Genomic DNA, 25564 nt, shown 5'->3' on the forward strand with positions numbered 1-25564 from the left:
CCGGTCGTCACCTGCCGTCGCGGGCCAGGAAGGCGAGCAGGTCCTGGCGGCTCACCACGCCGGTCGGCTTGCCCTCGACCAGCACGATCGCCGCGTCCGCCCGCCCCAGGACGGCCATCAGGTCCTCGACCGGCTCGCCCGAGCCGACCTGCGGGAGCGGGGCGCTCATGTGCTTCTCCAGCGGGTCCCCGAGGGAGGCGCGCTGGGTGAACAGCGCCTCCAGCAGCTCCCGCTCGACGACCGAGCCGACGATCTCGGCGGCCATCACGTCCGGGTGCCCGGCGCCCGGCTTGACGATGGGCATCTGCGACACGCCGTACTCGCGGAGCACCTCGATCGCCTCGCCGACCGTCTCCTCCGGGTGCATGTGCACCAGCTTCGGGATGCCGCCCTCCTTGTGGTGGAGCACGTCGCCGACGCGCGCGGACGGGCCGGCGTCCTCCAGGAAGCCGTAGTCCGCCATCCACTCGTCGTTGAAGATCTTGGAGAGGTAGCCGCGGCCGCTGTCCGGCAGCAGGACGACCACGACGTCGTCCGGGCCGAGGCCCTCCGCGACGCGCAGCGCCGCGACGACGGCCATGCCGCAGGAGCCGCCGACGAGGAGGCCCTCCTCCTTGGCGAGGCGGCGGGTCATCTGGAAGGAGTCCTTGTCGGAGACGGCGACGATCTCGTCCGTCACCGTCCGGTCGTAGGCGGACGGCCAGAAGTCCTCACCGACGCCCTCCACCAGGTACGGGCGGCCGGAACCGCCGGAGTAGACCGAGCCCTCCGGGTCCGCGCCGACGACCCTGACCCTGCCGTCGCTGACCTCCTTGAGGTAGCGGCCGGTGCCGGTGATGGTGCCGCCCGTGCCGACGCCCGCGACGAAGTGGGTGATCCTCCCCTCCGTCTGCTCCCACAGCTCGGGGCCGGTGGTCTCGTAGTGCGAGCGCGGGTTGTTCGGGTTCGAGTACTGGTCCGGCTTCCAGGCGCCGGGCGTCTCGCGGACGAGGCGGTCGGAGACGTTGTAGTACGAGTCCGGGTGCTCCGGGTCGACCGCCGTGGGGCAGACGACGACCTCGGCCCCGTACGCCCGCAGCACGTTGATCTTGTCGGTGGACACCTTGTCGGGGCAGACGAAGACGCACTTGTAGCCCTTCTGCTGGGCCACGATCGCCAGCCCCACGCCCGTGTTGCCGGAGGTCGGCTCGACGATGGTGCCGCCGGGCTTGAGCTCGCCGCTCTTCTCGGCCGCCTCGATCATGCGCAGGGCGATGCGGTCCTTCACCGAACCGCCGGGGTTGAAGTACTCCACCTTGGCCAGGACCGTGGCCTGGATGCCCGCGGTCACACTGTTGAGCCTCACCAGCGGGGTGTTGCCGACGAGACTGATCATCGAGTCGTGGATTTGCACCGTAAGTCTCCGGGGTCTCCGTAATGGTCCAGCCAGCGTAAGCCGACCGGATGCGTAGGCGGGCACGGTTCCGGGGCAGTTAGCTCACAGACCGTACGGAGGAGGTGGCCGCGCCTATGTCGAGGGCGAGGGTGGCACGGCGGATCGCCGCGGGGGCGGCGTACGGGGGCGGCGGCATCGGCCTGCTGGGGGTGGCCGCGATGGGGGTGCTGCTGGCCGAGGTGCGGCTGGCGAAGCGGTCCGTGGGCGGCGGCGTCGCGCCGCTCCCGCCGGCGGCGGACGGGCTGTACGGGCGCGGCTTCGACGGGGTGCCGCTGCGGCTCGCCCTGCTGGGCGACTCCACCGCCGCGGGCCAGGGCGTGCGGCGGGCCGGCCAGACGCCGGGCGCGCTGCTGGCGGCCGGGCTCGCCCAGGTGGCCGAGCGGTCCGTGGAGCTGCGGAACGTCGCCCTGCCCGGCGCCCGCTCCGACGACCTGGAGCGGCAGGTCGCCCTGCTGCTCGGACCGTCGGGGTGGGTCCCGGACGCCTGCGTCATCATGATCGGCGCGAACGACGTCACGCACCGGATGCCGCCCACGCAGTCCGTGCGGTACCTGTCGGAGGCAGTGCGGCGGCTGCGCGCCGCGGGGGTCGAGGTGGTCGTCGGCACCTGTCCGGACCTGGGCACCATCGAGCCGGTGTACCAGCCGCTGCGCTGGCTGGCGCGGCGGCTGTCGCGGCAGTTGGCGGCGGCGCAGACGATCGTGGTGGTGGAGCACGGCGGCCGGACCGTGTCGCTGGGCGACCTGCTGGGGCCGGAGTTCGCGGCGAACCCGCGGGAGATGTTCGGCGCCGACAACTACCACCCGTCGGCGGAGGGGTACGCCACGGCGGCGATGGCGGTGCTGCCGACGGTGTGCGCGGTCCTGGGGGTGTGGCCCGAGCCGGAGCGGCCGGACGCGGACCGGCGCGAGGGGATGCTGCCGGTGGCCGTGGCGGCGGCGGAGGCGGCGCAGGAGGCGGGTACGGAGGTCACGGGCGCCCGCGCGCCGTGGGCCCTGCTCAAGCACCGCCGCCGCCGGCGCCTCACGGAGTCCGCCCCCGAGCCCCCCGTCACCGACGCCCCGGCGTGACCGCGCGCCGCGGGCCCCGCACGGCCCGCCCGCGCACCGCGCCCGCGCGCCCGTGACGGCGCGGGCGGGCGCGCCCGGAACCGGACGGCGGGGCCGCGGGAGTGGCGGGACGGGGGGCCGGGGAGAGAGACTGAGCGAGCGCTTAGAAATGCGGTGGGGGTCACACCCCACATGCGGTGACCCCAGCCCTACGTAGGGGTAACTTCCCTCTCAGTCGCACACCCGCCCACCCGCCCACCCTGGAGCCGTGATGCCCGAAGCCGTGATCGTCTCAGCCGCCCGCTCCCCCATCGGTCGGGCCTTCAAAGGCTCACTGAAGGACCTGCGGCCCGACGACCTGACCGCCACGATCATCCAGGCCGCCCTCGCCAAGGTCCCCGAGCTGGACCCGCGGGACATCGACGACCTCATGCTCGGCTGCGGCCTGCCGGGCGGTGAGCAGGGCTACAACCTGGGCCGCATCGTCGCCGTGCGGATGGGCATGGACCACCTGCCCGGCTGCACCCTGACCCGGTACTGCGCCTCGTCCCTGCAGACCACCCGCATGGCCCTGCACGCGATCAAGGCCGGCGAGGGCGACGTGTTCATCTCCGCCGGCGTCGAGACCGTCTCGCGGTACGTGAAGGGCAACTCCGACAGCCTGCCCGACACCCACAACCCGCTCTTCGACGAGGCGCAGGCCCGCACCGCGGCCGCCGCCGAGAACGGCGCCTCCGAGTGGCACGACCCGCGCGAGGACGGCCTGGTGCCGGACGCGTACATCGCGATGGGCCAGACCGCCGAGAACCTCGCCCTCCTCAAGGGCGTCAGCCGTGAGGAGATGGACGAGTTCGGCGTACGGTCGCAGAACCTCGCCGAGCAGGCCATCAAGAACGGCTTCTGGGAGCGCGAGATCACCCCGGTGACCCTCCCGGACGGCACCGTCGTCAGCAAGGACGACGGCCCCCGCGCGGGCGTCACCCTGGAGGGCGTCCAGGGCCTCAAGCCGGTCTTCCGCCCCGACGGCCGCGTCACCGCGGGCAACTGCTGCCCGCTCAACGACGGTGCCGCCGCCCTCGTCGTCATGTCCGACACGAAGGCGCGCGAGCTCGGCCTGACCCCGCTCGCCCGGGTCGTCTCCACCGGCGTCTCCGGCCTCTCCCCCGAGATCATGGGATACGGCCCGGTCGAGGCCACCAAGCGGGCGCTCGCCAACGCCGGCCTCACCATCGACGACATCGACCTGGTCGAGATCAACGAGGCGTTCGCCGCCCAGGTGATCCCCTCCTACAAGGACCTGGGCATCCCGCTCGACAAGCTGAACGTCAACGGCGGCGCCATCGCCGTCGGCCACCCCTTCGGCATGACCGGCGCGCGCATCACCACGACGCTGATCAACAGCCTCCAGTTCCACGACAAGCAGTTCGGCCTGGAGACCATGTGCGTCGGCGGCGGCCAGGGCATGGCCATGGTGATCGAGCGGCTCTCCTGACCCGACCCTCCTGAACCGCACCGCGTCCCAGCCGTGACCGAATCTCCCCCAGGATGTGACCTATCTCCTGGGGGAGATTCGTTTATGCAGGTCATGGTGGTGGGAGCGCGAAACACCAGCGAAAGAAAACTGTCCAATTCGTGACGTAATGCACTGACACCGGGTCCACAGGCGGGACAAGCTGATGTAGGAAGTGCGGGGGATCGATTGAAACCGGGAGTAAGTCAGTGAGCGCCATGTCTCTCGCCCTGCTGCTGACCACGGCCACCACCACGGCCGTGGGCGCCGCTGCCCTGTACGCCGCCCGCGGTCTGCGCCGGCAGATCACCGCCCTGCGCGCCGACCTCGCCGCCGCGGGCCGGACCCCGGCCGTCCCGCACGCCCGCTCCGCGGACGCCTCCGCCATGGCGGAGGAGATACGCGCCGCCGTCACCGAGGCCCTCGCCGAGGAGCGCGAGCGCGAGCTGGCGGAGGCCCGCGCGTTCTGGGCCGCCCAGGAGGCCCGGGAGGCCACCGACTCCCCCGCCTCCCTGCTGGGCGGTCTCCCCGGCCCGCTGGGCGGCGACGACGGCCCCTACTTCGTACCGCGCCAGGCCGACTTCGCGGGCCTGGAGGCGCTGGACCTCGACGCAGAGTACGACCCCACCGACCCGGCAGACCTGGCCGGCGACTTCCCCGGCGACTTCTCCGGAGCGGAGCTGCCCGAGCTGCCCGGCCCGCTGGGCGGGGAGCTTCCGGAGCCGGCCGGTGCGGGCGACTGCCCCGAGTACGCCGAGGACTCCCCCGAACTGGCCGCGGCCCGCCGGCGGCACCCCTCGCACCCCGACTTCGTGCCCGTCCGGACGCCGGTCGTCACCGACCACGAGCGGACCGTGGCGCGCCTGGAGGAGCTGGCCGCCGCGCGCACCGCGCTGACCGACGTACGGCCCGGCCCGCTCGGCACGCTCGACGTGTACGTCTTCGAGGACGGCACCACGCTGTGCATGACGCCGGGGCACCGCGAGACCGCCGAACGCCTCGCCGAGGCCCTGCGCGACGGCGCCGCGCCGTTCCTGCTGGGCGGGTCGGGCATCTCCGGCGCGTACGCCCTGACGTTCTCCTGCGGCGACGAGGAGAACGTCTACATCCTCGCCGACCGGGTCATCGCCTCCTTCTAGGCGCCGCCCCTACAGGCCCGCCCGCGCCGCCGCCGCGCGCACCGACGCCACCGCGTCCGCCAGCTCCCCGTCCAGCGCCGCCCCGGACGCGCCGCCCCGGCGCGCGGCGGCCCGCAGCGCCTCGGCGAGGTCCGCGCCCGCGACCGCCAGTTGGTCGCCCACCGCGAACACCCCCGCGTCCGGCATGACCCGCGTCTCCGCCGTGCCCTCCCACCGCTGCGCCCGCGCCGCCAGCTCCCTGGCCAGCGCCAGTCCCTCCGCCGCCGCGCCCTGCCTGAGCCGGCTCTGCGGGGCGGCCCGCAGCCGGTCGGCGAGGCGGCTCACGGCCTCGTCCAGTTCCGTCGTATCGCGCACACCGCGACCCTATGCGCCGGTGCGGCACTGTTGCCAACGGGCGAACGCTCGGGCACGGTGACGTGAAGGAGCACTCGCGCACAGCGTCCGGAGGCGCCCATGTCCCATGTCTTCTCCGAGGAAACCCACCGGAACCTGCTCTCCCGCATCCCCCACTGCACGGGCCGTGAGGTGTCCGACTGGCTTCGCACCGTCGAGGAAGGCCCCTCCCTCCTCCGCTTCGAGGAGAAGGTGAGCTGGCTCCGGAGCGAGCACGACCTCGCGTACGGCCACGCCAAGGCGATCATCCACGAGTACGACCTGCGGCGCGCCGCGCGCAAGCTGCTCTAGCGGCGGCGGTCCGGCACGACGCGGAAGGGCCCGCCCGGACGTACCGGGCGGGCCCTTCTCGGTCCACGGGACGATCAGCGGTCCCGGGGGACGGTCAGTCGTCGCCGGAGAAGATCTGCACGAGGCGCAGGAACTCCATGTAGATCCACACCAGGGTCATGGTGAGGCCGAAGGCGGCCAGCCACGACTCCTCGCGCGGGGCGCCGTACGTGATGCCGTCCTCGACCTGCTTGAAGTCCAGCGCCAGGAAGCAGGCGCCGAGGACGATGCCGATGATGCCGAACAGGATGCCGAGGCCGCCGCTGCGGAAGCCCAGGCCGTCACCGCCGCCGAACAGCGAGAACAGCAGGTTGACGGCCATCAGCAGCACGAAGCCGACCGCGGCCGCCATCACGAAGCCGTAGAAGCGGCGCGTGACGCGGATCCAGCGCATCTTGTACGCGATGAGCACACCGGCGAAGACCGCCATCGTGCCGAGCACCGCCTGCGGGACGGCGCCCGCCGTGACGTACGTCGAGACGGCGCTGGAGATGACGCCGAGGAAGACGCCCTCGAAGGCCGCGTACCCCAGGATCAGGGCGGGCGACGCCTTGCGCTTGAAGGACTGCACCATCGCCAGGACGAAGGCCACCAGGGCCGCGCCGACACCGATGCCGTACGACTTGCCGATGTTGGCCGGGTCGACCGGCAGCAGGAACCAGGCGAGCGTCGCGGTGACGAACACCGTGCCGAGCGTGATGGCCGTGCGGGACACCACGTCGTCGATGGTCATGGCGCCGGCGCGCGCCGGTGCCTGCAGCGGGGCGCCCTGCTGGACGTCCGGCTGCGCGTAGGGGTTGGTCGCGTACGGGTTCGTCGCGTACGGGTTGGTTCCAGCGGCGGGGCCCCCGGCCTGCTGCTGCGCGTTGAAGCCCGCGTAGCCGTTGTCGCGGCTGAACCCCCGTCGCGAGAAGACCGGGTTGCTGCTCCTCATCTCACTCCTCCATGGCCGCCGTGCGCGGCCTTGGAACAAGAGTAATGGGGAAGCAAAGGAAACACCCTAGTGCTCGGGGAGGATCTTTCCGCTCCTGGGTCTCGATCACGCAACCCCCGTAACGCGCCGAAACCTCCCCGAGCCGGTCGGTGCCCGGAGCGGGACTCGAACCCGCACGGCCGTAGGCCAGCGAGGTTTAAGCTCGCCGTGTCTGCGTTCCACCATCCGGGCATGACACGCGTTTTCTGCGCGTCGGCACATGAGCCTATCCGGGCGCGTCGCCCGAACAGCGGAAGAGTGGCCCGATGTTGTCTTATTTTATTGACTTCTGAGGGGTCATCAGCACGCGTCGAGGGCGCTGCGCAGCAGCGGTGCCGACGTCACGGCCGCACAGGCCATCCCGAGGGAATGACGGAAAGTCGCCGTCCCCCCACGGCGAGTCCTCGCCATCGGGGCCGAAGCCCGTCCCCGCAGGCCCTCCCGGCGGCCCCTCAGGGGCGCCGTCATACCTCAGGAGGAGGGGCGGACCGCGCCGTCAGACTCCAGAGGGCCCCGGGAACGGGCACGCGGGCGGACGCCCCGCGGGGGCGGCGGCACCGACGATGGAACGGTCCTCGACGAACCCATGTGCGACAGGAGCCCTCCTCGTGATCCCCACCCCGACGACCGCACGCCGCGCCACCGCGGTGGCCGCCCGCGCCACGGATCTCTCCAAGGTCTACGGACAGGGCGAGACCCAGGTGGTCGCCCTCGACCGGGTCACCGTGGAGTTCCCGCAGGGAGAGTTCACCGCGATCATGGGGCCGTCCGGCTCCGGCAAGTCGACGCTGATGCACTGCGTGGCCGGGCTGGACAGCTTCTCCGGCGGCTCGGTCCGCGTCGGCGAGACGGAGCTGGGCTCCCTGAAGGACAAGCAGCTCACGCAGTTGCGCCGGGACAAGATCGGCTTCATCTTCCAGGCGTTCAACCTGCTGCCGACGCTCACCGCCCTGGAGAACATCACGCTCCCCATGGACATCGCGGGCCGCAAGCCGGACAAGCAGTGGCTGGACCGGGTCATCGACATGGTCGGCCTGTCCGGGCGGCTCGGCCACCGGCCGGCGCAGCTCTCCGGCGGCCAGCAGCAGCGCGTCGCCGTCGCCCGCGCCCTGGCCTCCCGGCCCGAGATCATCTTCGGTGACGAGCCCACCGGCAACCTCGACTCGCGCTCCGGCGCCGAGGTGCTGGGCTTCCTGCGGAACTCGGTGCGGGAGCTGGGCCAGACGGTCGTGATGGTCACCCACGACCCGGTCGCCGCCTCCTACGCGGACCGGGTGATCTTCCTGGCGGACGGCCGGATCGTCGACGAGATGCTCGCGCCCACCGCCGACGGGGTGCTGGACCGCATGAAGGAGTTCGACGCCAAGGGCCGGACCAGCTGACCGGGGCGCCGGACCGCCCCGCGCCCCGCCCCTCCCGCCACCGGACACCTCCACCCCAGGACACACCTCATGTTCCGTACCGCCCTGCGCAATGTGCTCGCGCACAAGGCCAGGCTGCTGATGACCGTCCTCGCCGTCATGCTCGGCGTGGCCTTCGTCTCCGGCACCCTCGTCTTCACCGACACCCTCAACCAGGCCTTCGGCAAGCAGTCCGCCAAGAGCTACGACGACGTCGCCGTCGCCGTGTCCTCCCACGCCGACCCCGACGACCCCGAGCAGGAGCCCGGGATCCCCCGCGCCACGCTCGACAGGATCGCCGGGGTGGACGGCGTCGCCACCGCCACCGGCCGGGTCGAGGGCTTCGCCGGCGTGCCCGACCGGGCCGGGAAGCTGATCGGCGTCGGATGGTCCAACAAGGGCGCCAACTTCGCCCCCGGGAAGGACGGCGAGGACCCGAGGTACGACTTCGTCGAGGGCGGCGGCCCCGTTTCCGGCGGCCGGATAGCCCTCGACCGGGAGACCGCCACCAAGGGCGGCTACGAGATCGGCGACACGGTCCGCGTCGCCACCAACGGCCCGGTGGAGGAGTACCGCCTCCAGGGCGTCTTCACCACCGACGACGGCTCCGTCAGCGCCGGCGGCAGCCTGGTCCTGTTCGACACGGAGACCGCGCAGCGGCTGTTCCTCAAGCCGGGCTACTTCCAGGACGTCACCGTCACCGCGGCGCCCGGCGCCGACGACGCGGAGCTCCTCGGCGCGATCGAGCCGCTGCTGCCGAAGAGCGCCGAGGCACAGACGGGCAAGGCCCTCGCCCAGCAGCAGGCCGAGGAGATCGAGGAGAGCCTGAGCGCCTTCAACCAGGTCTTCCTGGGCGCCGCCGGGATCGCCCTCTTCGTCGGTGTCTTCCTGATCGCCAACACGTTCACGATGCTCGTCGCGCAGCGCACCAAGGAGGTCGCGCTGATGCGGGCCGTCGGCGCCTCCCGCAAGCAGATCACCCGCTCGGTGCTGGCGGAGGCCGCGATCGTCGGCCTGGTCGCCTCCGCCGCCGGCTACCTGCTCGGCATCGGGCTGGCCGTGGGCCTGCGCTCCGGCATGGCGGCGTTCGACCTGAAGGTGCCGGACGGCCCGCTCGTCCTCGGCGTCACGCCCGTGCTGTCCGCGCTCGGCGTCGGCCTCGTCGTCACGGTGCTCGCCGCGTGGCTGCCCGGCCGCCGCGCCGCGAAGATCCCGCCGGTCGCCGCGATGAACAGCCTGCACGCGGCCCCCACCCAGAAGTCGCTGGTCGTGCGGAACAGCATCGGCGGTGGACTGGCCCTGCTCGGCTCCGGCGTGATCGTCTACGGCGCCGTCGAGGGCGGCGACCTGGGGCGCGTCCTCATCGCCGGCGGCGCGTTCCTCACCCTGATCGGCGTGATCATGCTGATCCCGCTGCTGTCGCGTCCGCTCATCGCCGCCGTACGGCCGCTGCTGGTCGGGGCCTTCGGGATCTCCGGCAAGCTCGCCGGGCAGAACGCCGTCCGCAACCCGCGCCGCACGGGCGCGACCGCCTCGGCGTTGGCGATCGGCCTCACCCTGGTCACCGGCCTGTCGGTGCTCGGCGTCACGGTCGGCCAGTCCATCGACAAGATGACCACCGACCAGATCAAGGCGGACTACATGGTCCGGATGGCCGGCGGCGGCTTCCTCGACCAGTCCGCGCTGGACGCCCTGGAGAAGGCCCCCGGCGTCACCGCCCTGTCGCCGCAGCAGGCGTCGTACCTGGAGATCGACGGCGAGTTCACCTCCGCGTCCGCCGTCACGCCAGGCGACATCGAGCAGGTCATGAACGTCGAGCGGACCGCCGGTTCGCTGGACTCGCTGGGCCGGGGGCAGATCGCCGTGGCCGAGAAGACGGCGGAGTCGCGCGGCTGGAAGGTCGGCAGCACCCTGCCCGTGAAGTACGACGACGACCGGAAGGGCACGCTGACCGTCGGCGCGGTCTACAAGGACTCCGAGTTCCTCTCGCCCGTCCTGATCGACCGGAAGGTCGTCGCCCCGCACGACACGAAGCCGTACATCCCCTCCATCTTCGTCGCGATGGACGGCGGGGAGAGCGCCGCCAACGAGAAGGCCCTGGTCGACGCCCTCGGGAACAATCCGGCGATCACCGTCATGGACCAGCGGGACATCCGCGACGAGTTCGGCGGTGCCATCAACATGCTGCTGAACATCATGTACGGCCTGCTGGCGATGGCCCTGATCATCGCCGTGCTCGGAGTGGTCAACACGCTCGCCATGTCGGTGTTCGAGCGGCAGCAGGAGATCGGCATGCTCCGCGCGATCGGCCTCGACCGGCGCCGGGTGAAGCGGATGGTCCGCCTGGAGGCCGTGGTGATCTCGCTGTACGGCGCGGTCGTCGGGATCGTCCTCGGGTCGTTCCTCGGCTGGGCGATCGGCGAGACCGTCAAGAACAGCCTGCCGGGGTACGCGCTGGTCCTGCCGTGGGGCCGGATCGGGATCTTCCTGCTGCTCGCCGGTCTGGTCGGCGTCCTGGCCGCGATGTGGCCGGCGCGCAGCGCGGCGAAGCTGAACATGCTCAACGCCATCAAGGCCGAGTAGCGGACGCGGCGCCGAAGAGGGCCGGGTCCCCCGTCTCGGGGGCCCGGCCCTCCGCCGTGCGCGGGGTCCCGCCGGCCGGGTACTGCGGCGACGCACGGCAGGGGCCCTCCGGGGCGGGACGGGGACCTGGGGCGGGGTGGGCCCCCAGGGCGGGGTGGGGGCCCGTCCGGGGCGGAAGGGGGACCGGCCGGGGGATCCGGGGCGGGGCGGCTTCTCCGAGACGGAGTGCAGCCCCTCCCGGGCGGGACGCGGCCCCTCCCGGGAGGATCGAGCCCGTCCGGGAGGAACGGGCCCCGCCCGAAAGGGGCCGGAGCCTCACCTGCCGCCGGTTTCGCTCCAGACGCGGCTGCGCAGCGGCATCCCCGAGGCGCCGCCCTCGGGGGTCTTCACGGCGAGGACCTGGTTGACGCCGATCCGGTTGCGTTCGAAGGCGAGCGCGGACGCCGCCATATAGAGCCGCCAGACGCGGGCACGGCCGGGTGAGACGAGGCGTACGGCCTCGTCCCAGCGCTCCTCCAGGTTGGCGACCCAGCGGCGCAGGGTGAGGGCGTAGTGCTCGCGGAGCGCCTCGACGTCCCGCACCTCGAAGCCGGCCTCCTCCAGCGTGGCGGTGGTGCGGCCGATGGGCGCCAGCTCCCCGTCGGGGAAGACGTACGCGTCGATGAACGGGTCGAGGCGGTACTCCTCCTCACGGGGCTCGGGGCGGCGGGCGATCTGGTGGTTGAGGAGCCGGCCGCCGGGCTTGAGCAGGCCGTGCAGGACGTCGGCGTACTCGCGGTAGCGGACGGCGCCGACGTGCTCGGCCATGCCGATGGAGGAAATCGCGTCGTACGGCCCGTCGCGGACGTCCCGGTAGTCCTGGACGCGGATCTCGACGCGGTCGGCGAGGCCCTCGTCGGCGACGCGCTTGCGGGCGTGGACGGCCTGTTCGGAGCTGAGCGTGATGCCGACGACGGTGGCGCCGTGGTGGCGGGCGGCGTGCATCGCCATGGAGCCCCAGCCGCAGCCCACGTCGAGGAGCCGGTCGCCCTCCTTGAGGGCCAGCTTGCGGCAGACCAGCTCCAACTTGTCGTGCTGGGCCTCCTCCAGGGTGCCGCCCTCGGACCAGTAGGCGCACGAGTAGACCATGGACGGGCCGAGGACCAGCTCGTAGAAGTCGTTGCCCACGTCGTAGTGGTGGCTGATCGCCGCGCGGTCGCGGAGCTTGGTGTGCAGGGGGCCGCTGCGGCGCCGGACCTCCTCGGCGGGCGGGGCCGGCGGCGGGAAGGGCCCGGTGAGCCGCAGCAGTTCGCGGGCGGCGGCGCGGACGCGCGGGTCCCGGGCGGTGCGCAGGGCCTGGGCGGCCCGGGCGCCGAACCGGGGCCGGCGGCCTCCCTGACCGTCGCCGTCGGTGCCGGTGCCGGGGCCGCGCTCCCAGAGGAGGCCGGCGAGCCGGGCGAGCGCCTCGTACAGGTCGCCCTCCACGTCCAGTTCCCCGGCGACCCAGCCGCGGGCGAGGCCCAGTTCGCCCGGCCGCCACGCCATGCGGCGCAGCGCCCTGCGGTCCCGGATGACCAGCACGGGCGTGCCGGGGCCGGCGGGCGGACCGGCCTCGCTGCCGTCCCAGGCGCGGATCCGCACCGGGAGCGGAACGCCCAGCAGGTCCTCGGCGAGCGCGGCCAGCCGCGAAGCGGCGTCGGACATGGTGCACACCTCCGTGACGTCGATCCCAGAAATGCTCAGCACCACGTAAACACCGTTCGGCGCGGAAAGTAGTCCCAAAACCACGCGACGTGGCGGGCGGTCGGCGCAACGGCGGCATCCCGCCACGCGGCGGGCCCCCGGCGCGCACTGCGGTACGACGCGGCCCGGCCCCGGCACGGCACGTCCTGGCGCGACACCTCCCGGCACGTCCTGGCACGACACACGGCACGACACGACCCGGCACGGCACCGGCACGAGACCTCCCGGCACGGGACGACGCACCTGCGGCGGGCCCCGGCACGACGCGCTCCCCGGCACGGCAGGCCCCGGCACGTCCCGCGGCACGACGCGGCGAGGGGCCGCCCGCACCACGGATGGCGGGCGGCCCCTCGTCGGGACTGCGTGGGGACGGCCGGGTCCGGCCGTCGGGGCCGGGTCGGTCCGGCCGTCGTCAGGAGGCCTTGGCCTTCTCCTGCTTGGCGGCGGGCGCCGGGGCCGGCTTGGCCGCCTCGTAGAACTCCTCGCGCGGCGACTCGATGGCGCCGAGCGAGACGACCTCGCGCTTGAGGAACATCGCGAGCGTCCAGTCCGCGAAGACGCGGATCTTCCGGTTCCAGGTCGGCATGGCCATGCCGTGGTAGCCGCGGTGCATGTACCAGGCGAGACGGCCCTTGAGCTTGATCTTCATCTTGCCCATGACGATCATCGCGACGCCCTTGTGCAGGCCGAGGCCCGCCACCGCGCCCTTGTTGGCGTGGCTGTACTCCTTCTGCGGGAAGCCCCGCATGCCGGAGAGGACGTTGTCACCGAGCACCCGGGCCTGGCGCAGCGCGTGCTGGGCGTTGGGCGGGCACCAGGCGTTCTCGTTGCCGGCCTTGCGGCCCACGAGGTCCGGGACCTGGGCGTTGTCGCCCGCGGCCCAGATGTAGTCCGTGCCCGTGACCTGGAGCGTCGGCTGGCAGTCGACGTGGCCGCGGGGACCGAGCGGCAGGCCGAAGCGGGCCAGCGCCGGGTTCGGCTTCACACCGGCGGTCCACACGATCGTGTTGGAGTCGACTTCGAGGCCGTTCTTCAGCACCACGTGGCCGTCGACGCAGGAGTCCATGGACGTGCTCAGGTAGACCTCGACGCCGCGGCCCTCGAGGTGCTCCTTGCCGTACTTGCCGAGCTTCGGACCGACCTCGGGGAGGATCTTGTCGGCGGCGTCGACCAGGATGAAGCGCATGTCCTCGCGGGACACGTTCTTGTAGTACTTGGCGGCGTCGCGGGCCATGTCCTCGACCTCGCCGATCGTCTCGGCACCGGCGAAGCCACCGCCGACGAAGACGAAGGTCAGGGCCTTGCGGCGGACCTCCTCGTCGGTGGTCGAGTCGGCCTTGTCGAGCTGCTCGAGCACGTGGTTGCGCAGGCCGATGGCCTCCTCGATGCCCTTCATGCCGATGCCCTGCTCGGCGAGGCCGGGGATCGGGAAGGTGCGGGAGACCGCGCCGAGCGCGATCACCAGGTAGTCGAAGGGCAGCTCGTACGCCTCGCCGACCAGCGGCGCGACGGTGGCGACCTTGCGGTCCTGGTCGATGGTGGTGACCCGGCCGGTCAGGACCTCGGCCTTGGGCAGCACGCGTCGCAGCGGGACGACGACGTGCCGCGGCGAGATGCTGCCGGCGGCGGCTTCGGGGAGGAAGGGCTGGTACGTCATGTACGAGCGCGGGTCGACGACCGTGACGGTCGCCTCGCCGTAGCGCATCTTCTTCAGGATGCGTCGAGCTGCGTACAGGCCTACGTACCCACCGCCTACTACGAGGATCCTGGGACGCTCCGTGGTGCTCATGCCATCGAGTATCCACCCCTCGGACGGGGGTCGCTCGTGCGCCCCTTCACAAGGTTCGAGTGGACCTCTGCTACACTGCCCCGCCCACGTGACCGAGGTCATGGCGCCGACCGGGAACCAGGGTGTATCGAAGGACGTTGTTCACTGCCCCCTCACCCCTCGTGAACTGGACCGGAGAGCCTTTCGTAACGGTGGACCACCGCCTTGGTTCACATGGCCGAAACGCTTCTGCGGTTACGAAAACCGGGACGGGCAAGAGCCCCGAGAGGGCTCCGTAAGGGTCGCACCCCCCGTGGAGACCCTCATCAGGGCTCTTTTCCTTGTGAAGAACTTCACGACCTTTTCCCGACGACTCGTCGGTAGGCCCGTCGCGACCCGTGCCGATACGCCGGAACCACCACGTCCGCCCCGCTTGTCCCCCCTTGGGCCCCGTCCGTGACGACGCCCCGGCCCGCACGGGAAACACCCCCGGACGCGGCCGGCACACGGTCGGTCGGCGGCCGGTCCGCGGCCGTCCCGCGAGGCCGGCCCATGGGGCCGACACCCGGCCGGTCCGCGAGGCCGGTCCATGAGGCCGACACCCGGCCGGTCCGCGAGGCCGACGCGCGCCCGGTGCGCGAGGCCGAGGCGGTCCTGACGGAGGCGGGTCCCGGCGGGGAGGCCGGCCCGACCGCCCCGCCGGCGGAACTCCCGGCGGGCCCGCCCCCGAGTCCGCCGACACCCGCGGAGTACCCGGCCGGCCAACGCGGAGGGACGTACCGAAGGCCGACTTCCGCGAGGTCCCGGAGCCCTCAACCGACCGGCCGAACCGGCCGGTACACCTGCCGCACGCTGTTGCTGGGCATCACCCACGGCCGCACCCGCCCGGCCAGGAACAGCACCCGGCCACCGGGCCCGTTCGACCGCATGTCCTGGACCTGGTAGATCCGCCCGTCCTCCACCCGGACCCAGTCCCCGATCCGCACGGCCTCCGGCGTGGTGTCCACCGGGCGGGTGCCCGGCGGGACCGGCTGCTCGGGCGGCGCCTCCTTGACCAGCCGACAGCGCGCCGCCACGGCCCGCCACCTGTACCCCTGGCAGTCCTCCAACTCGACCACGCCCAACTCCCGGTCGCACACGACCCCCACGGCGTCCCGCACCGTGTCGTAGACCAGGTCGCCGACGCCGTACCGCCCCCTCCTCACCGGGCGCCCACCCCACGCTCCTCCCACCGCTCCCAGGTGTGCGGCCCGTCGTGGTGGCGGTACCTCGCGCACGCGTCCATACGACTGGGGCTGAGCGACGCGCAGTCGTCCAGGACGACCAGGACGACCATGCGGAGGGCCGCATCGCTCGACCACTGCGCCCACAAGGCCCTCGCCCCCGCAGCCGGGGCCGTGTCCAAGTCGACCACGCAGGCGCGGTGCGGCCCGTCGTGGCCGCCGGGTTCGTCGCAGTACAGCCGGCCCTGTTCGGCCTCGTCCGGCCATTGGGCGGTGATCGCGGCCCGAAGGGTCACCGGCAGTTCCTTGCCGGACCAGCATCCGATCACGGCGCCTCTCCTCCGTCGGGCCGCTCGGTCTCGTTCACGTCCACTTCCGCACGCGCCTTCCTGGTGACGTTCCGTGCTGTAATCGTCGCGATGCGCGAGTAGCCTCTCCAGGGGGGACGCCTGGACAATGCCAACCGTCCAATGACACCCGGGAGTTGGTTCGAATTGAGCGTCGAGAACGAGTCCGACGATCACACCGGCCCGACCGCCTCACCGCTGCTGCACTTCGGTGCGGAGGTCCGGTTGGAGCGCGAACGCCTGGGCATCTCGCGCCACGACCTCGCGGCGGAGGCACACTGCGGTTACTCGCTCGTGGCGAAGATCGAGGCGGGTGACCGCGTCCCGCCCCGCGAGTTCGCGGAGGCGTGCGACCGCCTGTTCCCGCACGCGGGCGGCCGGTTCGTCCGCCTGTGGCCGCTCGCCCTGCGCTACGCGTTCCCGCCGTGGTTCCGCCCGTACGTCGAGCTGGAGGCGAAGGCGACCGTGGTGAGGATGTTCAACCCTCAACTCCTCCCCGGGCTGGTCCAGACGGAGGACTACGCCCGCGCGGTGCTGCGCACTGGCCGGCCGTCGAACCTCGAAGACCTCGTCACGGCCCGCATGGAGCGGCAACGTGTCCTGACCCGCGAACAGCCGACCCGACTGTGGCTCGTCGTGAACGAGGCCGTACTACGGCACACGGTCGGAGACGCGGGCATCATGCGCGCCCAGCTCGGCCACCTCCGCGACCTGGCCGAAATTCCCAACCACCGCGTCCAGATCATCAAGGACAAGGGCCAGCACCACGGATACCACTGCCCGTTCGGCATCCTCTCGTTCACGGAGGGCGCGGACGTCGTACACGTTGACGGGTTCCCGCGCGGCTATCTCCTCGCCGAACAGGACGACGTCGCGCATGCCCGTGATGCCTATGATCTGCTCACGGCCATGGCCTGCTCACCGAATGAATCAGCCGACCTGATCGACTCGATACTGAAGGACTGTCACTCATGAACGACATTCCGGCCCCGGTCCCCGAGCATGCCTGGCGTGCGTCCTCGTACAGCGGAAACAACGGCGGCGAGTGCGTCGAATGGGCTCCCGCGTACGCCGTCGCGCACGACGTCGTGCCGGTCCGCGACAGCAAGCGCCCCACCGGCCCCGTGCTGAAGGTGTCGCCGGTGGCGTGGACGGGCCTGGTGACGATGGCGGCCGGATCCCAGGTGTGACATCACGACAACCCGGGAGAGCCCGCCCCTGACCGGGGGACGGGCTCTCCTGCCGTATCACCACAGTTCACAGCCACGGACCACCTGAGGCACACGCCTACACGATGCCGTCCGGCCGCTGTCCGGCACCGGACTCGTACGTCCCGGTCCTCAGAGCCGGCGAGGGAAGCCCGAATGTCCTACTTGCGACGGCGGTCGCGGGTCACAGCCAACTCCTCCCGGCACGCCCACGCCTGCGCCGAAGCGAGAAGAACACGAGTGATCGAGCGCGATTCGGGGAACCTCGTCCGCCTGCGGGGCGTGGGTGTTGATCGACGGGGAGCCGGGGTGCGCTGCCGCCTCGTCGGGATGGCACGCGAGCGACAGACTGGTCGCCTGCCTAATTCCGCCAATCGGGTCGGCCGACCTTGACCACGTCCTCCCGCAGGGGAAGTGTGCGCAGGAGTCGGCAACCGGCCTGCTGTGGGAGGGAATCGTGGCTTTAGAGTTCATCGGGAAAGATCCGAACTCACCCAACGGGGGCTCCCCGACGGTGTGGTTCGAGGATGAGAAGAACGAGATCGTCATCCAGGGCTGGCTCCCGGACCCCGAGATGAAACTCAAGATCAACGTGACCGAATGGGTCCCCGGCGGTCGCATCGGCGTACCTGATCACGAGGGTGTGGTACGCGTCCCGTCCGGGATGATCACGATCCTGAGGGAGGCGTGCGATGCCGCAGAACGACGTGCCGGACTTCACCGCGCTGCTGAGGAGCGCTGAGCACTCGGCGGTCCACCTGGAGATGCGCGACTCGTACATGGAGGACGAGGTCTTCGCGGCGTGGAGGGAAGGCCGCCAGATCGAGCTGCCCGACGCGTACCGGGAGTGGCGCGCGCTCGTTGAGGAGACCGTCGCTCGCGGAGTGGTCGTGCGCCGGGCGCGGGTGGTCTCGGAGCCGGTGACCGACTACATCCGGTGGGAGTACTCGCTGACCGGTCTGCACAACATCGCCGCCGGCGAGTCCGTCCGTTGGTTGCCCCGCCGCCTCGCCTCCGACCTGGCTCTGCCGGGCAACGACCTGTGGCTGATCGACGGTGAGCGGGTCCTCTTCCACTGGTTCACCGGTGACGGCGAATGGGCGGGTCATCAGTTCACCGAGGACCCTGACACCGTGAAGATGGTGGCCGCAGCGTTCGAGGCGGTCTGGGAGCGGGCCATCCCGCACGAGGCGTACGCGGTCTAACCCTCCACACCTCACCGGGCAATCAGCGTGTCGTCTTCATCGTCCAGCGTCATCGAGGCGCGGAAGGCCCTTGCCCGCCGCCTGACGAACATCCGCAAGGATGCCGGGCTTACAGGTGACGAGCTGTCTGTCCGGTGCGGGTGGGGTGCGTCCAAGACCAGCCGCATCCAGAGCGCGGCACGGCCTGCTTCCGAGGCCGACATCAGGATCTGGTGCACCGTGTGCGGGGCTGAGGACCAGATTCACGACTTGATTGCCGCCGCCCGAGCCGTCGAGTCGATGTACACCGAGTGGCGGGAGATGGAGCGCACCGGGCTCCGGGCCGCCCAGGATTCCGTCGCCTCGCTCTACGAACGCACCCGCTTGTTCCGGGTCTACGCGAGCAGGGTTCTGCCCGGGATGGTGCAGACCCGCGAGTACACGGCGGCTGTCCTGCACTCGGTCCAGCGCGACCGCGGCGTTGTCGTGGACGACGTGGACGAGGCCGTGCAGGCCCGTATGGACAGGCAGAAGGTCCTGTTCTCCGGACGGCACGAGTTCGGGTTGGTGATCGAGGAGTATGTCCTGCGGGCCGCCGTGTGCGACGCCGAGACGATGGCCGCGCAGCTCGACCGCCTGATCTCCGTGAGCGCCAGGCCGTACGTCAGTCTCGGCATCATCCCGCTCGGAGTCGGCCGCGTGACGCTGCCAGTGGAGGACTTCTACATGTTCGACGGGGCCGAAGTGGCCGTCGAACTGGCCTCCGGTTATCTGCGGATCACCCAGCCGAGTGAGATCTCCGACTACAACCGCGCCTTCGCGCGACTGGCGGCCATGGCAGTGCACGGCGCGCAGGCCCGCGCCTTGGTAAGGGACGCGATCAACACGCTCGGGTGAATCCCGGCAAGAACTGGCAACTTCGTTGAGCCCTCGCCGGGGCCGTTCCTAGCGTGGTGGGCGCCGCCTGGGACCGAAGCCTCTGGGCAGTCCCTGAGCAGCGGGCCGCGCTGCGTCCACCTGTCACATGGCGGGATCACCGAGCACCACTCGAAAGTACGTCGAGAGGAGCACCACCATGAGTACGACCGCCGTCGAACGCCGGGAACTCGGCCGCTTCCTGGCCGTCGCCAAGAAGCGGTTCGACCACGGCGAGGGCCCCACCGAAATGTTCTCCCCGGCCGTGGACGCCGAGTGGCACAGGCTGCTCGCCACCCCCGGATACGCCGCGTTCAGCACCGAGCACACCGGAACGGTACTGGGCCACCGCGAGGCGAAGGGCTCCGGCCCGATCGAGTGGGTGGCCGCGTACGAGGACGCGCACGGGCCGCTGCCGGAGATCTGGTTCACCGACGCGGGTGGCGTGCTCGACAAGACCGCACTCGCCCGTTACCGGGCCACCGGCACCATCGTGGCCGAGTGGGACTGCTCCCCGACCAGCGGTGACGGCGACGACGAAGCCACCCCGACGCCCCGATGACCCTCACACGCGTCGACGGAGCGCTCCGACCGACTGCCGGGGCGCTCCGCCTCGTCGAGGCCAGCACCACCAAGCCGGCCACCGTGGACATCACCGCGTACGCCCAGCGGATGACCGACCACTGCCCCTACCTGGCGTCCTCGCTCCAGCGTGGCCTCACCACCTGGACCGTCTACCGGGCCGATGGCGACGCCGACGCCGTCGAGGCCGAACTCTTCCACGCGGGGGTACAGGCCGCCGAGTGGCTTCGGCCCCTGATCCGCCTCCCCCATGGCACCCTGCGCTGCGAGAACATCGTCCTCCTGGGCGACGTCCCGGGTGTACGGCACCGTGACCTGATGGCGTGGCCGCACTGGGTCCTCAAGCACCTGTACGGGCCCGTCGGCATCATGGTCGGCAAGTTCCACGCGGGGGAAGAGGAGCGCACCCGGTCCGGTGGCCGTACCCCCGTCTCCCCGGTCTCGTTCCTCCCTGTACGGGCCGCGGTCCGTCGGCGCGACCCGCGGTTCCTCCACGCGACCCCCGACCTGGCCGCCGCGCTCGCCCTGGCCGACGACGACGGTTGTGACGTCTTCCAGCGACTCCCCTACGACTGGACGGAGATCCGCCCGTGGTCGGAACGCCAGCTCCCCCCGGCGAAGCCCTCTCCCACCTCCGGGACCGCGTCGGCCGGCCCTGCACGACCCGGCTCCTGAGCGACCGGCGCGGTTCTCGCGCCTGGAAGGTGCACGGCCCGCTCGGCGCCGTCGCCGTCAAGGCGAACAACCCCGATGACAAGACCGCCCGCGACAAGGCCGCGGAGATCGCCCAGGAGGACAGCCACATCACCCGCCTCATCGACGCGGGCGCGCTGAGCCCCGGCTACCGGGTCGGTGCCGGCACCTGGGACGGTGGCCGGTGGATCGCCGTCCGGTGGGTCGACGGCACCCCCCTGTGGCGTACGTTCGCCCTCGCCCGCGGCCCCGAAGGCGACCGGCCCTCCGTACGCCCGTGGTTGCTCGGGATCGCCCGCACCTGGGCCGAGAGCCTCGCCCGGCTGCATGCCGCCGGCTGGGCCCACGCCGATGTCCAGCCCACCAACACCCTCGTGGCGGACGGCCGCGCCGTACTCATCGACTACGCCCTCGCCTGCGGTTCCGGCGACGGCCCCCGCCTCCCCTACCGGGGAGCCCTCACCCACACCACCGCCCCGGAGATCGCCGCCTCCGTCCTCGCCACCTCCGCCGACACCCACGTCCAGGCCGCGCCGCCCGCCGACGTCTGGGGCCTCGGCGCGTCCCTGTTCTGGTGCTGGACCGGACACCGCCCCGTCGCCTACGACGACGCCGTGGACCGACCGGAGAAGCTGCGGGCCATCGCCGAGGGCAGCACGCTCCCGATCACCGGAGTTCGGCCCTGGCCGTTCCCCGAGTTCGAGGAAGCGGTCACCGCCTGCCTGGCTCCCGCCCCGGAAGACCGCCCGACAGCCGCCGCCGTCACCGGCATGCTCACCGGCAAGTGATCACGCTCCGGGAACTGGCCGCGGCCGACATCCCGGCCGTCCGACGGGTCTACAGCGGTGCGTCCGTCCGCTTCACCCACGGCCGTCCGTACACCACCGGGCAGGCGCACGACCGCGTCAGCCGCGCCCTCGCGGCAGCCCGCGAGAAGCCCCGCGTCCGGTGGGACTTCGGCGTCGTCCACGACGGGGACCTCGTCGGCACCATCTCCCTGCGGCTGCGGGAACCGGGCCTCGGCACCCTCGGCTACATCCTCCGCGAGGACACCTGGGGCCGCGGTTACGCCACCCACGCCGCACGGCAGGTCGTGGCCTTCGCCTTCACCCTCGCCGGCCTGGACCGTCTGGAGGCCAAGCACCACCCCGGCAACCCCGCCTCCGGCCGGGTCCTCGTGAAGGCCGGCTTCACCCGGGTCGGCACCGCCGGCCTGCCCCACACGGACGGAGTCGTCGTGCCGTACCCCGTCTACGGGTTTCACCGCGCCCTGTGGGCGTGCGGCCGGACCGGCCCGGAAGGACGCCGCTGAGTACGTGCTTCCAAGCCCCGCTTCTGATCTGAACCCGCTGGCGCAGAACGTCCATGAGTTCCTCCAACGCCGCGACGACGTCGGGCAGCCGACCTGCGGGCTCGTCCTCGCTCCGGAGTTGCCCAAGCGTCACGAGGTCCCCGGCGGGCCCGGCAGCGGCGAGTTGCTGGAGGCGCGTCGTCGATTGCTCGCCCCGGTCGTGGCCGAACAGGCGGAGCCCTATGCCACTTCGAGCAGGCGGTCGAAGCGGTCGCGGTGCGCCGGGGTCATGGCGAGACGCTCCGCAGCGAGGTTCTCCTCCAGGTGATCGATCCGGGCAGTGCCAGGGATCGGGAGGATGACGGGTGAGTGGTCGAGGAGCCAGGCGAGGGCGATCTGCGTGGGGGTGGCGTCGAGTTCGGTCGCCACGGAGGCGACCTCGGTCTTCGCCCCTGACGTGCCCCAGGCGACGGGTCGCCACGGCAGGAACGCGATTCCTGCCGCTTCGCAGGCCGCGAGCACGGGCTCGTGTTCGCGGTCGAGCAGGTTGTACCGGTTCTGCACGCTCGCGATGTCGACGATCTCCCGTGCCCGGTTCAGCTCGTCGACGGTGACCTCGGACAGTCCGATCCGGCCGATCTTGCCCTCGGCCCGCAGGTCCCGCAGCGTGCCGACCTGGTCGGCGAGCGGCGTTTCGGGGTCGATGCGGTGCAGTTGGAGAAGCTCGATCCGCTCGACCCGCAGGCGGCGGAGCGCCTGCTCGACCTGCTCTCGCAGCACGTCCGGCCGCCCGTCGAGCCTCCACTCGCCCGAGGGGCCCGATCGGGCGACGCCGACCTTGGTGGTGATCAGCAGTCCGTCCGGGTAGGGGTGCAGGGCCTCGGCCAGGAGTTCCTCGTTGGCTCCCCCGCCATAGAGGTACGCGGTGTCGATCAGCGTGACACCCAGTTCGACGGCCCGCCGGGCGACCGCGAGAGAGGTCTCGCGGTCCGGGCCCGGTTCCGTCGGCAAGTGCATGGCCCCGAACCCCAGCCGCCGTACTTCCAGGTCCCCGCCGATGCAAAACGCGGTCGATGTCACGTGTCGCCCTCCCCCTCGCTCAAACGGCAACGCTAACAGCGCAGTTGGCCGTGGCAAGCGTCCATCGGCAAGGAACGGCCACCGATCAGAACGGCGGCCACCTGGTCGACGACGGGCTCGGTCCAGGAGCACGCACCGGGTCGGCCCGCGGGGCGACCCGGTCGAGGAGGGCGGAGGCCGACGGTGGCACCGGGGCGCGAACGGGCCCCGGGAGCATGGACGGACCCCGGGAGCGCGGACGGCCGGGCGCGAGAGGGGCCGCCGGGCAGGGCGCGCGGGCCCGCCCCGGGAGGCGGGCCCCCGGCGGCGGGCCCGGTCAGGCCAGGGACCAGGACCAGGCGTTTCCGTCGGGGATCGCGCACGAGCGCGATTCCCGCACCACTCCGTGTACACGGATCTGCGTACACTGAGCTCATGGATGAGAACACCGTGACCGTACGGGAAGCCCGCGCGCACCTCGCGGACCACATCAACCGGGCCGAGGAGGGCGTTCCGACCGTCATCACGCGCAACGGCGTCCCGGTGGCGGCCGTGGTTCCGATCTCGGACTTCGAGGCGCTGGAGGAAGCGGCCGACGTGATGTTGGCGCGTGAAGCGGAAGCCGTACTGGCCGAGGGCGGCCCCACCCTCACGATGGCGGAACTGCTGGCGGACCTGTTCACCGAGCAGGACGGCGAGGCGGCGTGAAGTACGCCTTCCGGTTCACCACGGCGGCGCAACGGCAGCTCCGGGCCATCAGCCGGCCCGACGCCATGCGCATCCTGACCGCGCTGACCGCGCTCGGTGAGGACCCGTACCGCCAGGACGCGGACGTCAAGAAGCTCACCGGCCCGTCGGGGCTCTACCGGCTCCGGGTCGGGAGCTACCGGGTCGCCTACCAGGTCAACGACGGTGAACTCGTCGTCCTGGTCGTCAAGGTGGGCGACCGTCGGGACGTCTACCGCAACATGTGACGCCCCGCCGGGAGCCCCGCCGCCGTCGCCGGCAGGCGCGTCCGGATCCGTCTGACGGCATCGGGCGGGCGCCACCGAGCGGGGGCATGGACGGACGCGCCGGGGCGCGAACGGGCCCCGGGAGCGCGGACGGCCTGGGCGCGAGAGGGGCCGTCGGGCAGGGCGCGGGGGCCCGCCCCGGGAGGCGGGCCCCCGGCGGCGGGCCCGGTCAGGCCAGGGACCAGGCGATCCCGTCCAGGATGTCGTGTTCACTCACCACGACCTCGGGGGCGTCGATGTGCTCCATGATCTCGCGCAGGACCAGGGCGCCGGAGACGATGACGTCGACCCGGCCCGGGTGCATGACGGGGATCGCGGCGCGCTCCTCGTGGGTCATGGCCAGCAGCCGGTCGGTGACCTCGGCGACCTGCCCGTAGGGGATGCGGGAGCGGTGGATGGCCGCCGAGTCGTACTCCTCCAGGCCCAGCGCGATCGCGGCGACCGTGGTGACGGAGCCGGCGAGGCCGACGAGGGTGTGCGCCTCGCGCACGGGGACGGTCTCCTCGGCCAGGGCGATCGCGGCGCGCACGTCGGCGCGGATCGCGGCCACCTCGTCCTCGCCGGGCGGGTCGTGGCGGACGTGGCGCTCCGTCAGGCGCACGCAGCCGATGTCCACCGACCGGGCCGCCTCGACGTGCGCGGAACCGACGACGAACTCGGTGGAGCCGCCGCCGATGTCCACCACCAGGTACCGGTCGGTGCCCTCCAGTTCGCGGGTCGCCCCGGTGAAGGAGAACTCGGCCTCCTGGTCGCCGGTGATGACCTCCGGCTCGACCCCGAGGATGTCCAGGACGCCCCGCACGAAGTCCTCGCGGTTCTCGGCGTCGCGGGAGGCGGAGGTCGCCACGAAGCGGACCTTCTCGGCGCCCAGCTCCCCGATGGCGGCGGCGTACTCGCGGCACGCCGCGAACGTCCGCTCCAGCGCCTCCGGGGCCAGCCGGCCCGTGCGGTCCACGCCCTGGCCGAGGCGGACGATGGTCATCCGCCGGTCCAGGTCGACGAGGGTGCCCGCGTCGGGGTCGACGTCCGCCACGAGGAGGCGGATGGAGTTCGTGCCGCAGTCGATGGCCGCCACCCGGGTCACTTCTCCTCCTCCCCGTCGTCGATCGGCTTGAAGGCGAAGTGGCCGTCCGCGTCACCCTCGACGGTCCAGCCGTCCTCCTCCTTCGGGGCCACGCACGGCGTGACGCAGGGGCCCTTCGCCCACCACTCCGGGAGCATCGCCAGCGCCTCGTCGCCCAGCGGGTTCACGCCCGGCCCGGCGACCAGGGAGTGGGCGACCAGGACGTGCAGGCACTTCACGCGGTCCGGCATGCCGCCGGCGCTGGGGAAGCCGGTGAGGACCTCGATGGCGTCGCGGCGGGCGATGTAGTCCTCGTGCGCGGCCCGGTAGGCGGCGGCCAGCTCGGGGTCGGTGCCGAGGCGCTCGGTCATCTCCTTCATGACGCCGTTCGCCTCCAGCGTGCCGATCGCGGAGTTCGCGCGGGGGCACGTGAGGTAGTACGTCGTCGGGAACGGCGTGCCGTCGGGGAGCCGGGGCGCGGTCTCGACGACGTCGGGCTCGCCGCACGGGCAGCGGTGCGCGATGGCCCGCAGGCCGCGCGGCGGGCGGCCGAGCTGTTCCTTGAAGGCCGCGACGTCGGCCTCGGTCGGCTCGGTGCGTTCGGTCTGCGGAGGGGGCGTTTCCATGCCTGCCTTGATCCTGCTCGGTCCTGGTGGGGCGCGGGACCGCCGGGGGCGGCCCAGC

General features: G+C 72.1%; 27 protein-coding genes, 1 tRNA gene and 1 pseudogene. 18 read left to right on the plus strand and 11 right to left on the minus strand.

Annotated features, from left to right (window positions below; genetic code table 11):
- Positions 1–7 precede the first annotated feature (7 nt).
- Positions 8–1393, minus strand: a complete 1386-nt coding sequence (locus AC07D6_RS19415) for a cystathionine beta-synthase (RefSeq protein WP_315881027.1) — start codon at positions 1391–1393, stop codon at positions 8–10.
- A gap of 116 nt (positions 1394–1509) precedes the next feature.
- On the opposite strand from AC07D6_RS19415, the gene AC07D6_RS19420 reads away from it, so the two are divergent.
- The 3 genes from AC07D6_RS19420 to AC07D6_RS19430 all read left to right on the plus strand — a co-directional run bounded on the left by AC07D6_RS19420 (position 1510) and on the right by AC07D6_RS19430 (position 5133).
- Positions 1510–2505 (plus strand): SGNH/GDSL hydrolase family protein, encoded by a 996-nt coding sequence (locus tag AC07D6_RS19420; RefSeq protein ID WP_479045903.1) that lies wholly within the window; start codon positions 1510–1512, stop codon positions 2503–2505.
- A 250-nt stretch (positions 2506–2755) separates the two neighbouring features.
- Positions 2756–3976, plus strand: a complete 1221-nt coding sequence (locus AC07D6_RS19425) for an acetyl-CoA C-acetyltransferase (RefSeq protein ID WP_479045906.1) — start codon at positions 2756–2758, stop codon at positions 3974–3976.
- Positions 3977–4212: 236 nt separating this feature from the next.
- Positions 4213–5133, plus strand: coding sequence for a hypothetical protein (locus tag AC07D6_RS19430; RefSeq protein ID WP_315881065.1), 921 nt, complete (start codon positions 4213–4215; stop codon positions 5131–5133).
- 9 nt (positions 5134–5142) lie between these two features.
- Here AC07D6_RS19430 and AC07D6_RS19435 read toward each other — a convergent pair whose 3' ends face one another.
- A complete protein-coding gene (locus AC07D6_RS19435) occupies positions 5143–5487 on the minus strand; it encodes a hypothetical protein (protein ID WP_479045908.1) in 345 nt (114 codons plus the stop codon).
- 99 nt (positions 5488–5586) lie between these two features.
- On the opposite strand from AC07D6_RS19435, the gene AC07D6_RS19440 reads away from it, so the two are divergent.
- Complete coding sequence (locus AC07D6_RS19440; RefSeq protein ID WP_315881031.1) at positions 5587–5817, plus strand: DUF4287 domain-containing protein; 231 nt, start codon at positions 5587–5589, stop codon at positions 5815–5817.
- Between the two features lie 94 nt (positions 5818–5911).
- Here AC07D6_RS19440 and AC07D6_RS19445 read toward each other — a convergent pair whose 3' ends face one another.
- The gene (locus AC07D6_RS19445) at positions 5912–6790 is read right to left on the minus strand and encodes a Bax inhibitor-1/YccA family protein (RefSeq protein WP_479045911.1); all 879 of its coding nucleotides are present in this window, start codon (positions 6788–6790) and stop codon (positions 5912–5914) included.
- A gap of 150 nt (positions 6791–6940) precedes the next feature.
- Positions 6941–7021, minus strand: a tRNA-Leu gene (locus tag AC07D6_RS19450).
- A gap of 419 nt (positions 7022–7440) precedes the next feature.
- On the opposite strand from AC07D6_RS19450, the gene AC07D6_RS19455 reads away from it, so the two are divergent.
- Positions 7441–8211: an ABC transporter ATP-binding protein gene (locus AC07D6_RS19455; RefSeq protein ID WP_315881066.1), complete on the plus strand. Its 771-nt coding sequence runs from the start codon at positions 7441–7443 to the stop codon at positions 8209–8211.
- A gap of 69 nt (positions 8212–8280) precedes the next feature.
- Positions 8281–10812 (plus strand): ABC transporter permease, encoded by a 2532-nt coding sequence (locus AC07D6_RS19460; RefSeq protein ID WP_479045913.1) that lies wholly within the window; start codon positions 8281–8283, stop codon positions 10810–10812.
- Positions 10813–11127: 315 nt separating this feature from the next.
- On the opposite strand, the gene AC07D6_RS19465 is transcribed toward AC07D6_RS19460, so the two are convergent.
- The 4 genes from AC07D6_RS19465 to AC07D6_RS19480 form a co-directional block, all read right to left on the minus strand.
- On the minus strand, positions 11128–12495 hold the full coding sequence (locus AC07D6_RS19465) for a class I SAM-dependent methyltransferase (RefSeq protein WP_479045915.1): 1368 nt from the start codon (positions 12493–12495) through the stop codon (positions 11128–11130).
- A 451-nt stretch (positions 12496–12946) separates the two neighbouring features.
- The gene (locus AC07D6_RS19470) at positions 12947–14323 is read right to left on the minus strand and encodes an NAD(P)/FAD-dependent oxidoreductase (protein ID WP_315881035.1); all 1377 of its coding nucleotides are present in this window, start codon (positions 14321–14323) and stop codon (positions 12947–12949) included.
- 791 nt (positions 14324–15114) lie between these two features.
- Positions 15115–15507, minus strand: a complete 393-nt coding sequence (locus AC07D6_RS19475) for a hypothetical protein (protein ID WP_479045918.1) — start codon at positions 15505–15507, stop codon at positions 15115–15117.
- Positions 15504–15854 carry a hypothetical protein gene (locus AC07D6_RS19480; RefSeq protein ID WP_479045921.1) on the minus strand — a complete coding sequence of 117 codons (351 nt, stop codon included), beginning with the start codon at positions 15852–15854 and terminating at the stop codon, positions 15504–15506. The genes AC07D6_RS19475 and AC07D6_RS19480 overlap by 4 nt, the downstream gene beginning before the upstream one ends.
- 165 nt (positions 15855–16019) lie before the next feature.
- Between AC07D6_RS19480 and AC07D6_RS19485 the strand changes: the two genes are divergently transcribed.
- The 10 genes and pseudogenes from AC07D6_RS19485 to AC07D6_RS19530 all read left to right on the plus strand — a co-directional run bounded on the left by AC07D6_RS19485 (position 16020) and on the right by AC07D6_RS19530 (position 21766).
- The gene (locus tag AC07D6_RS19485; RefSeq protein ID WP_479045923.1) at positions 16020–16847 is read left to right on the plus strand and encodes a helix-turn-helix domain-containing protein; all 828 of its coding nucleotides are present in this window, start codon (positions 16020–16022) and stop codon (positions 16845–16847) included.
- A complete protein-coding gene (locus tag AC07D6_RS19490; RefSeq protein ID WP_479045925.1) occupies positions 16844–17062 on the plus strand; it encodes a DUF397 domain-containing protein in 219 nt (72 codons plus the stop codon). The genes AC07D6_RS19485 and AC07D6_RS19490 overlap by 4 nt, the downstream gene beginning before the upstream one ends.
- 475 nt (positions 17063–17537) lie before the next feature.
- Positions 17538–17822, plus strand: coding sequence for a hypothetical protein (locus AC07D6_RS19495; protein WP_479045928.1), 285 nt, complete (start codon positions 17538–17540; stop codon positions 17820–17822).
- Positions 17773–18285, plus strand: coding sequence for a DUF6879 family protein (locus tag AC07D6_RS19500; protein WP_479045931.1), 513 nt, complete (start codon positions 17773–17775; stop codon positions 18283–18285). Before AC07D6_RS19495 ends, AC07D6_RS19500 begins: the two co-directional genes overlap by 50 nt.
- 27 nt (positions 18286–18312) lie before the next feature.
- A pseudogene (locus AC07D6_RS19505) lies at positions 18313–18510 on the plus strand (helix-turn-helix domain-containing protein); the annotation flags it as partial.
- Between the two features lie 24 nt (positions 18511–18534).
- Positions 18535–19161: a DUF5753 domain-containing protein gene (locus tag AC07D6_RS19510; protein WP_479046199.1), complete on the plus strand. Its 627-nt coding sequence runs from the start codon at positions 18535–18537 to the stop codon at positions 19159–19161.
- Between the two features lie 178 nt (positions 19162–19339).
- Positions 19340–19741 carry a hypothetical protein gene (locus tag AC07D6_RS19515; protein ID WP_479045932.1) on the plus strand — a complete coding sequence of 134 codons (402 nt, stop codon included), beginning with the start codon at positions 19340–19342 and terminating at the stop codon, positions 19739–19741.
- Complete coding sequence (locus AC07D6_RS19520) at positions 19738–20436, plus strand: DUF6875 domain-containing protein (protein ID WP_479045934.1); 699 nt, start codon at positions 19738–19740, stop codon at positions 20434–20436. Before AC07D6_RS19515 ends, AC07D6_RS19520 begins: the two co-directional genes overlap by 4 nt.
- Positions 20352–21242 carry a protein kinase domain-containing protein gene (locus AC07D6_RS19525; protein ID WP_479045936.1) on the plus strand — a complete coding sequence of 297 codons (891 nt, stop codon included), beginning with the start codon at positions 20352–20354 and terminating at the stop codon, positions 21240–21242. Before AC07D6_RS19520 ends, AC07D6_RS19525 begins: the two co-directional genes overlap by 85 nt.
- A complete protein-coding gene (locus AC07D6_RS19530) occupies positions 21239–21766 on the plus strand; it encodes a GNAT family N-acetyltransferase (RefSeq protein WP_479045938.1) in 528 nt (175 codons plus the stop codon). Before AC07D6_RS19525 ends, AC07D6_RS19530 begins: the two co-directional genes overlap by 4 nt.
- A gap of 219 nt (positions 21767–21985) precedes the next feature.
- On the opposite strand, the gene AC07D6_RS19535 is transcribed toward AC07D6_RS19530, so the two are convergent.
- Positions 21986–22825: an aldo/keto reductase gene (locus AC07D6_RS19535; protein WP_479045940.1), complete on the minus strand. Its 840-nt coding sequence runs from the start codon at positions 22823–22825 to the stop codon at positions 21986–21988.
- 414 nt (positions 22826–23239) lie between these two features.
- Here AC07D6_RS19535 and AC07D6_RS19540 point away from each other — a divergent pair, with 414 nt between their 5' ends.
- Positions 23240–23512: a type II toxin-antitoxin system Phd/YefM family antitoxin gene (locus AC07D6_RS19540; protein ID WP_479045942.1), complete on the plus strand. Its 273-nt coding sequence runs from the start codon at positions 23240–23242 to the stop codon at positions 23510–23512.
- The gene (locus AC07D6_RS19545; protein ID WP_479045945.1) at positions 23509–23778 is read left to right on the plus strand and encodes a type II toxin-antitoxin system RelE family toxin; all 270 of its coding nucleotides are present in this window, start codon (positions 23509–23511) and stop codon (positions 23776–23778) included. The genes AC07D6_RS19540 and AC07D6_RS19545 overlap by 4 nt, the downstream gene beginning before the upstream one ends.
- 208 nt (positions 23779–23986) lie before the next feature.
- On the opposite strand, the gene AC07D6_RS19550 is transcribed toward AC07D6_RS19545, so the two are convergent.
- Together AC07D6_RS19550 and AC07D6_RS19555 are read right to left on the minus strand one after the other, a co-directional pair.
- Positions 23987–24901 carry a Ppx/GppA phosphatase family protein gene (locus tag AC07D6_RS19550; RefSeq protein ID WP_315881047.1) on the minus strand — a complete coding sequence of 305 codons (915 nt, stop codon included), beginning with the start codon at positions 24899–24901 and terminating at the stop codon, positions 23987–23989.
- Positions 24898–25506: a DUF501 domain-containing protein gene (locus AC07D6_RS19555; protein ID WP_479045948.1), complete on the minus strand. Its 609-nt coding sequence runs from the start codon at positions 25504–25506 to the stop codon at positions 24898–24900. Before AC07D6_RS19555 ends, AC07D6_RS19550 begins: the two co-directional genes overlap by 4 nt.
- Positions 25507–25564 lie beyond the last annotated feature (58 nt).

It is taken from the genome of Streptomyces sp. NPDC045287 (assembly GCF_056432325.1).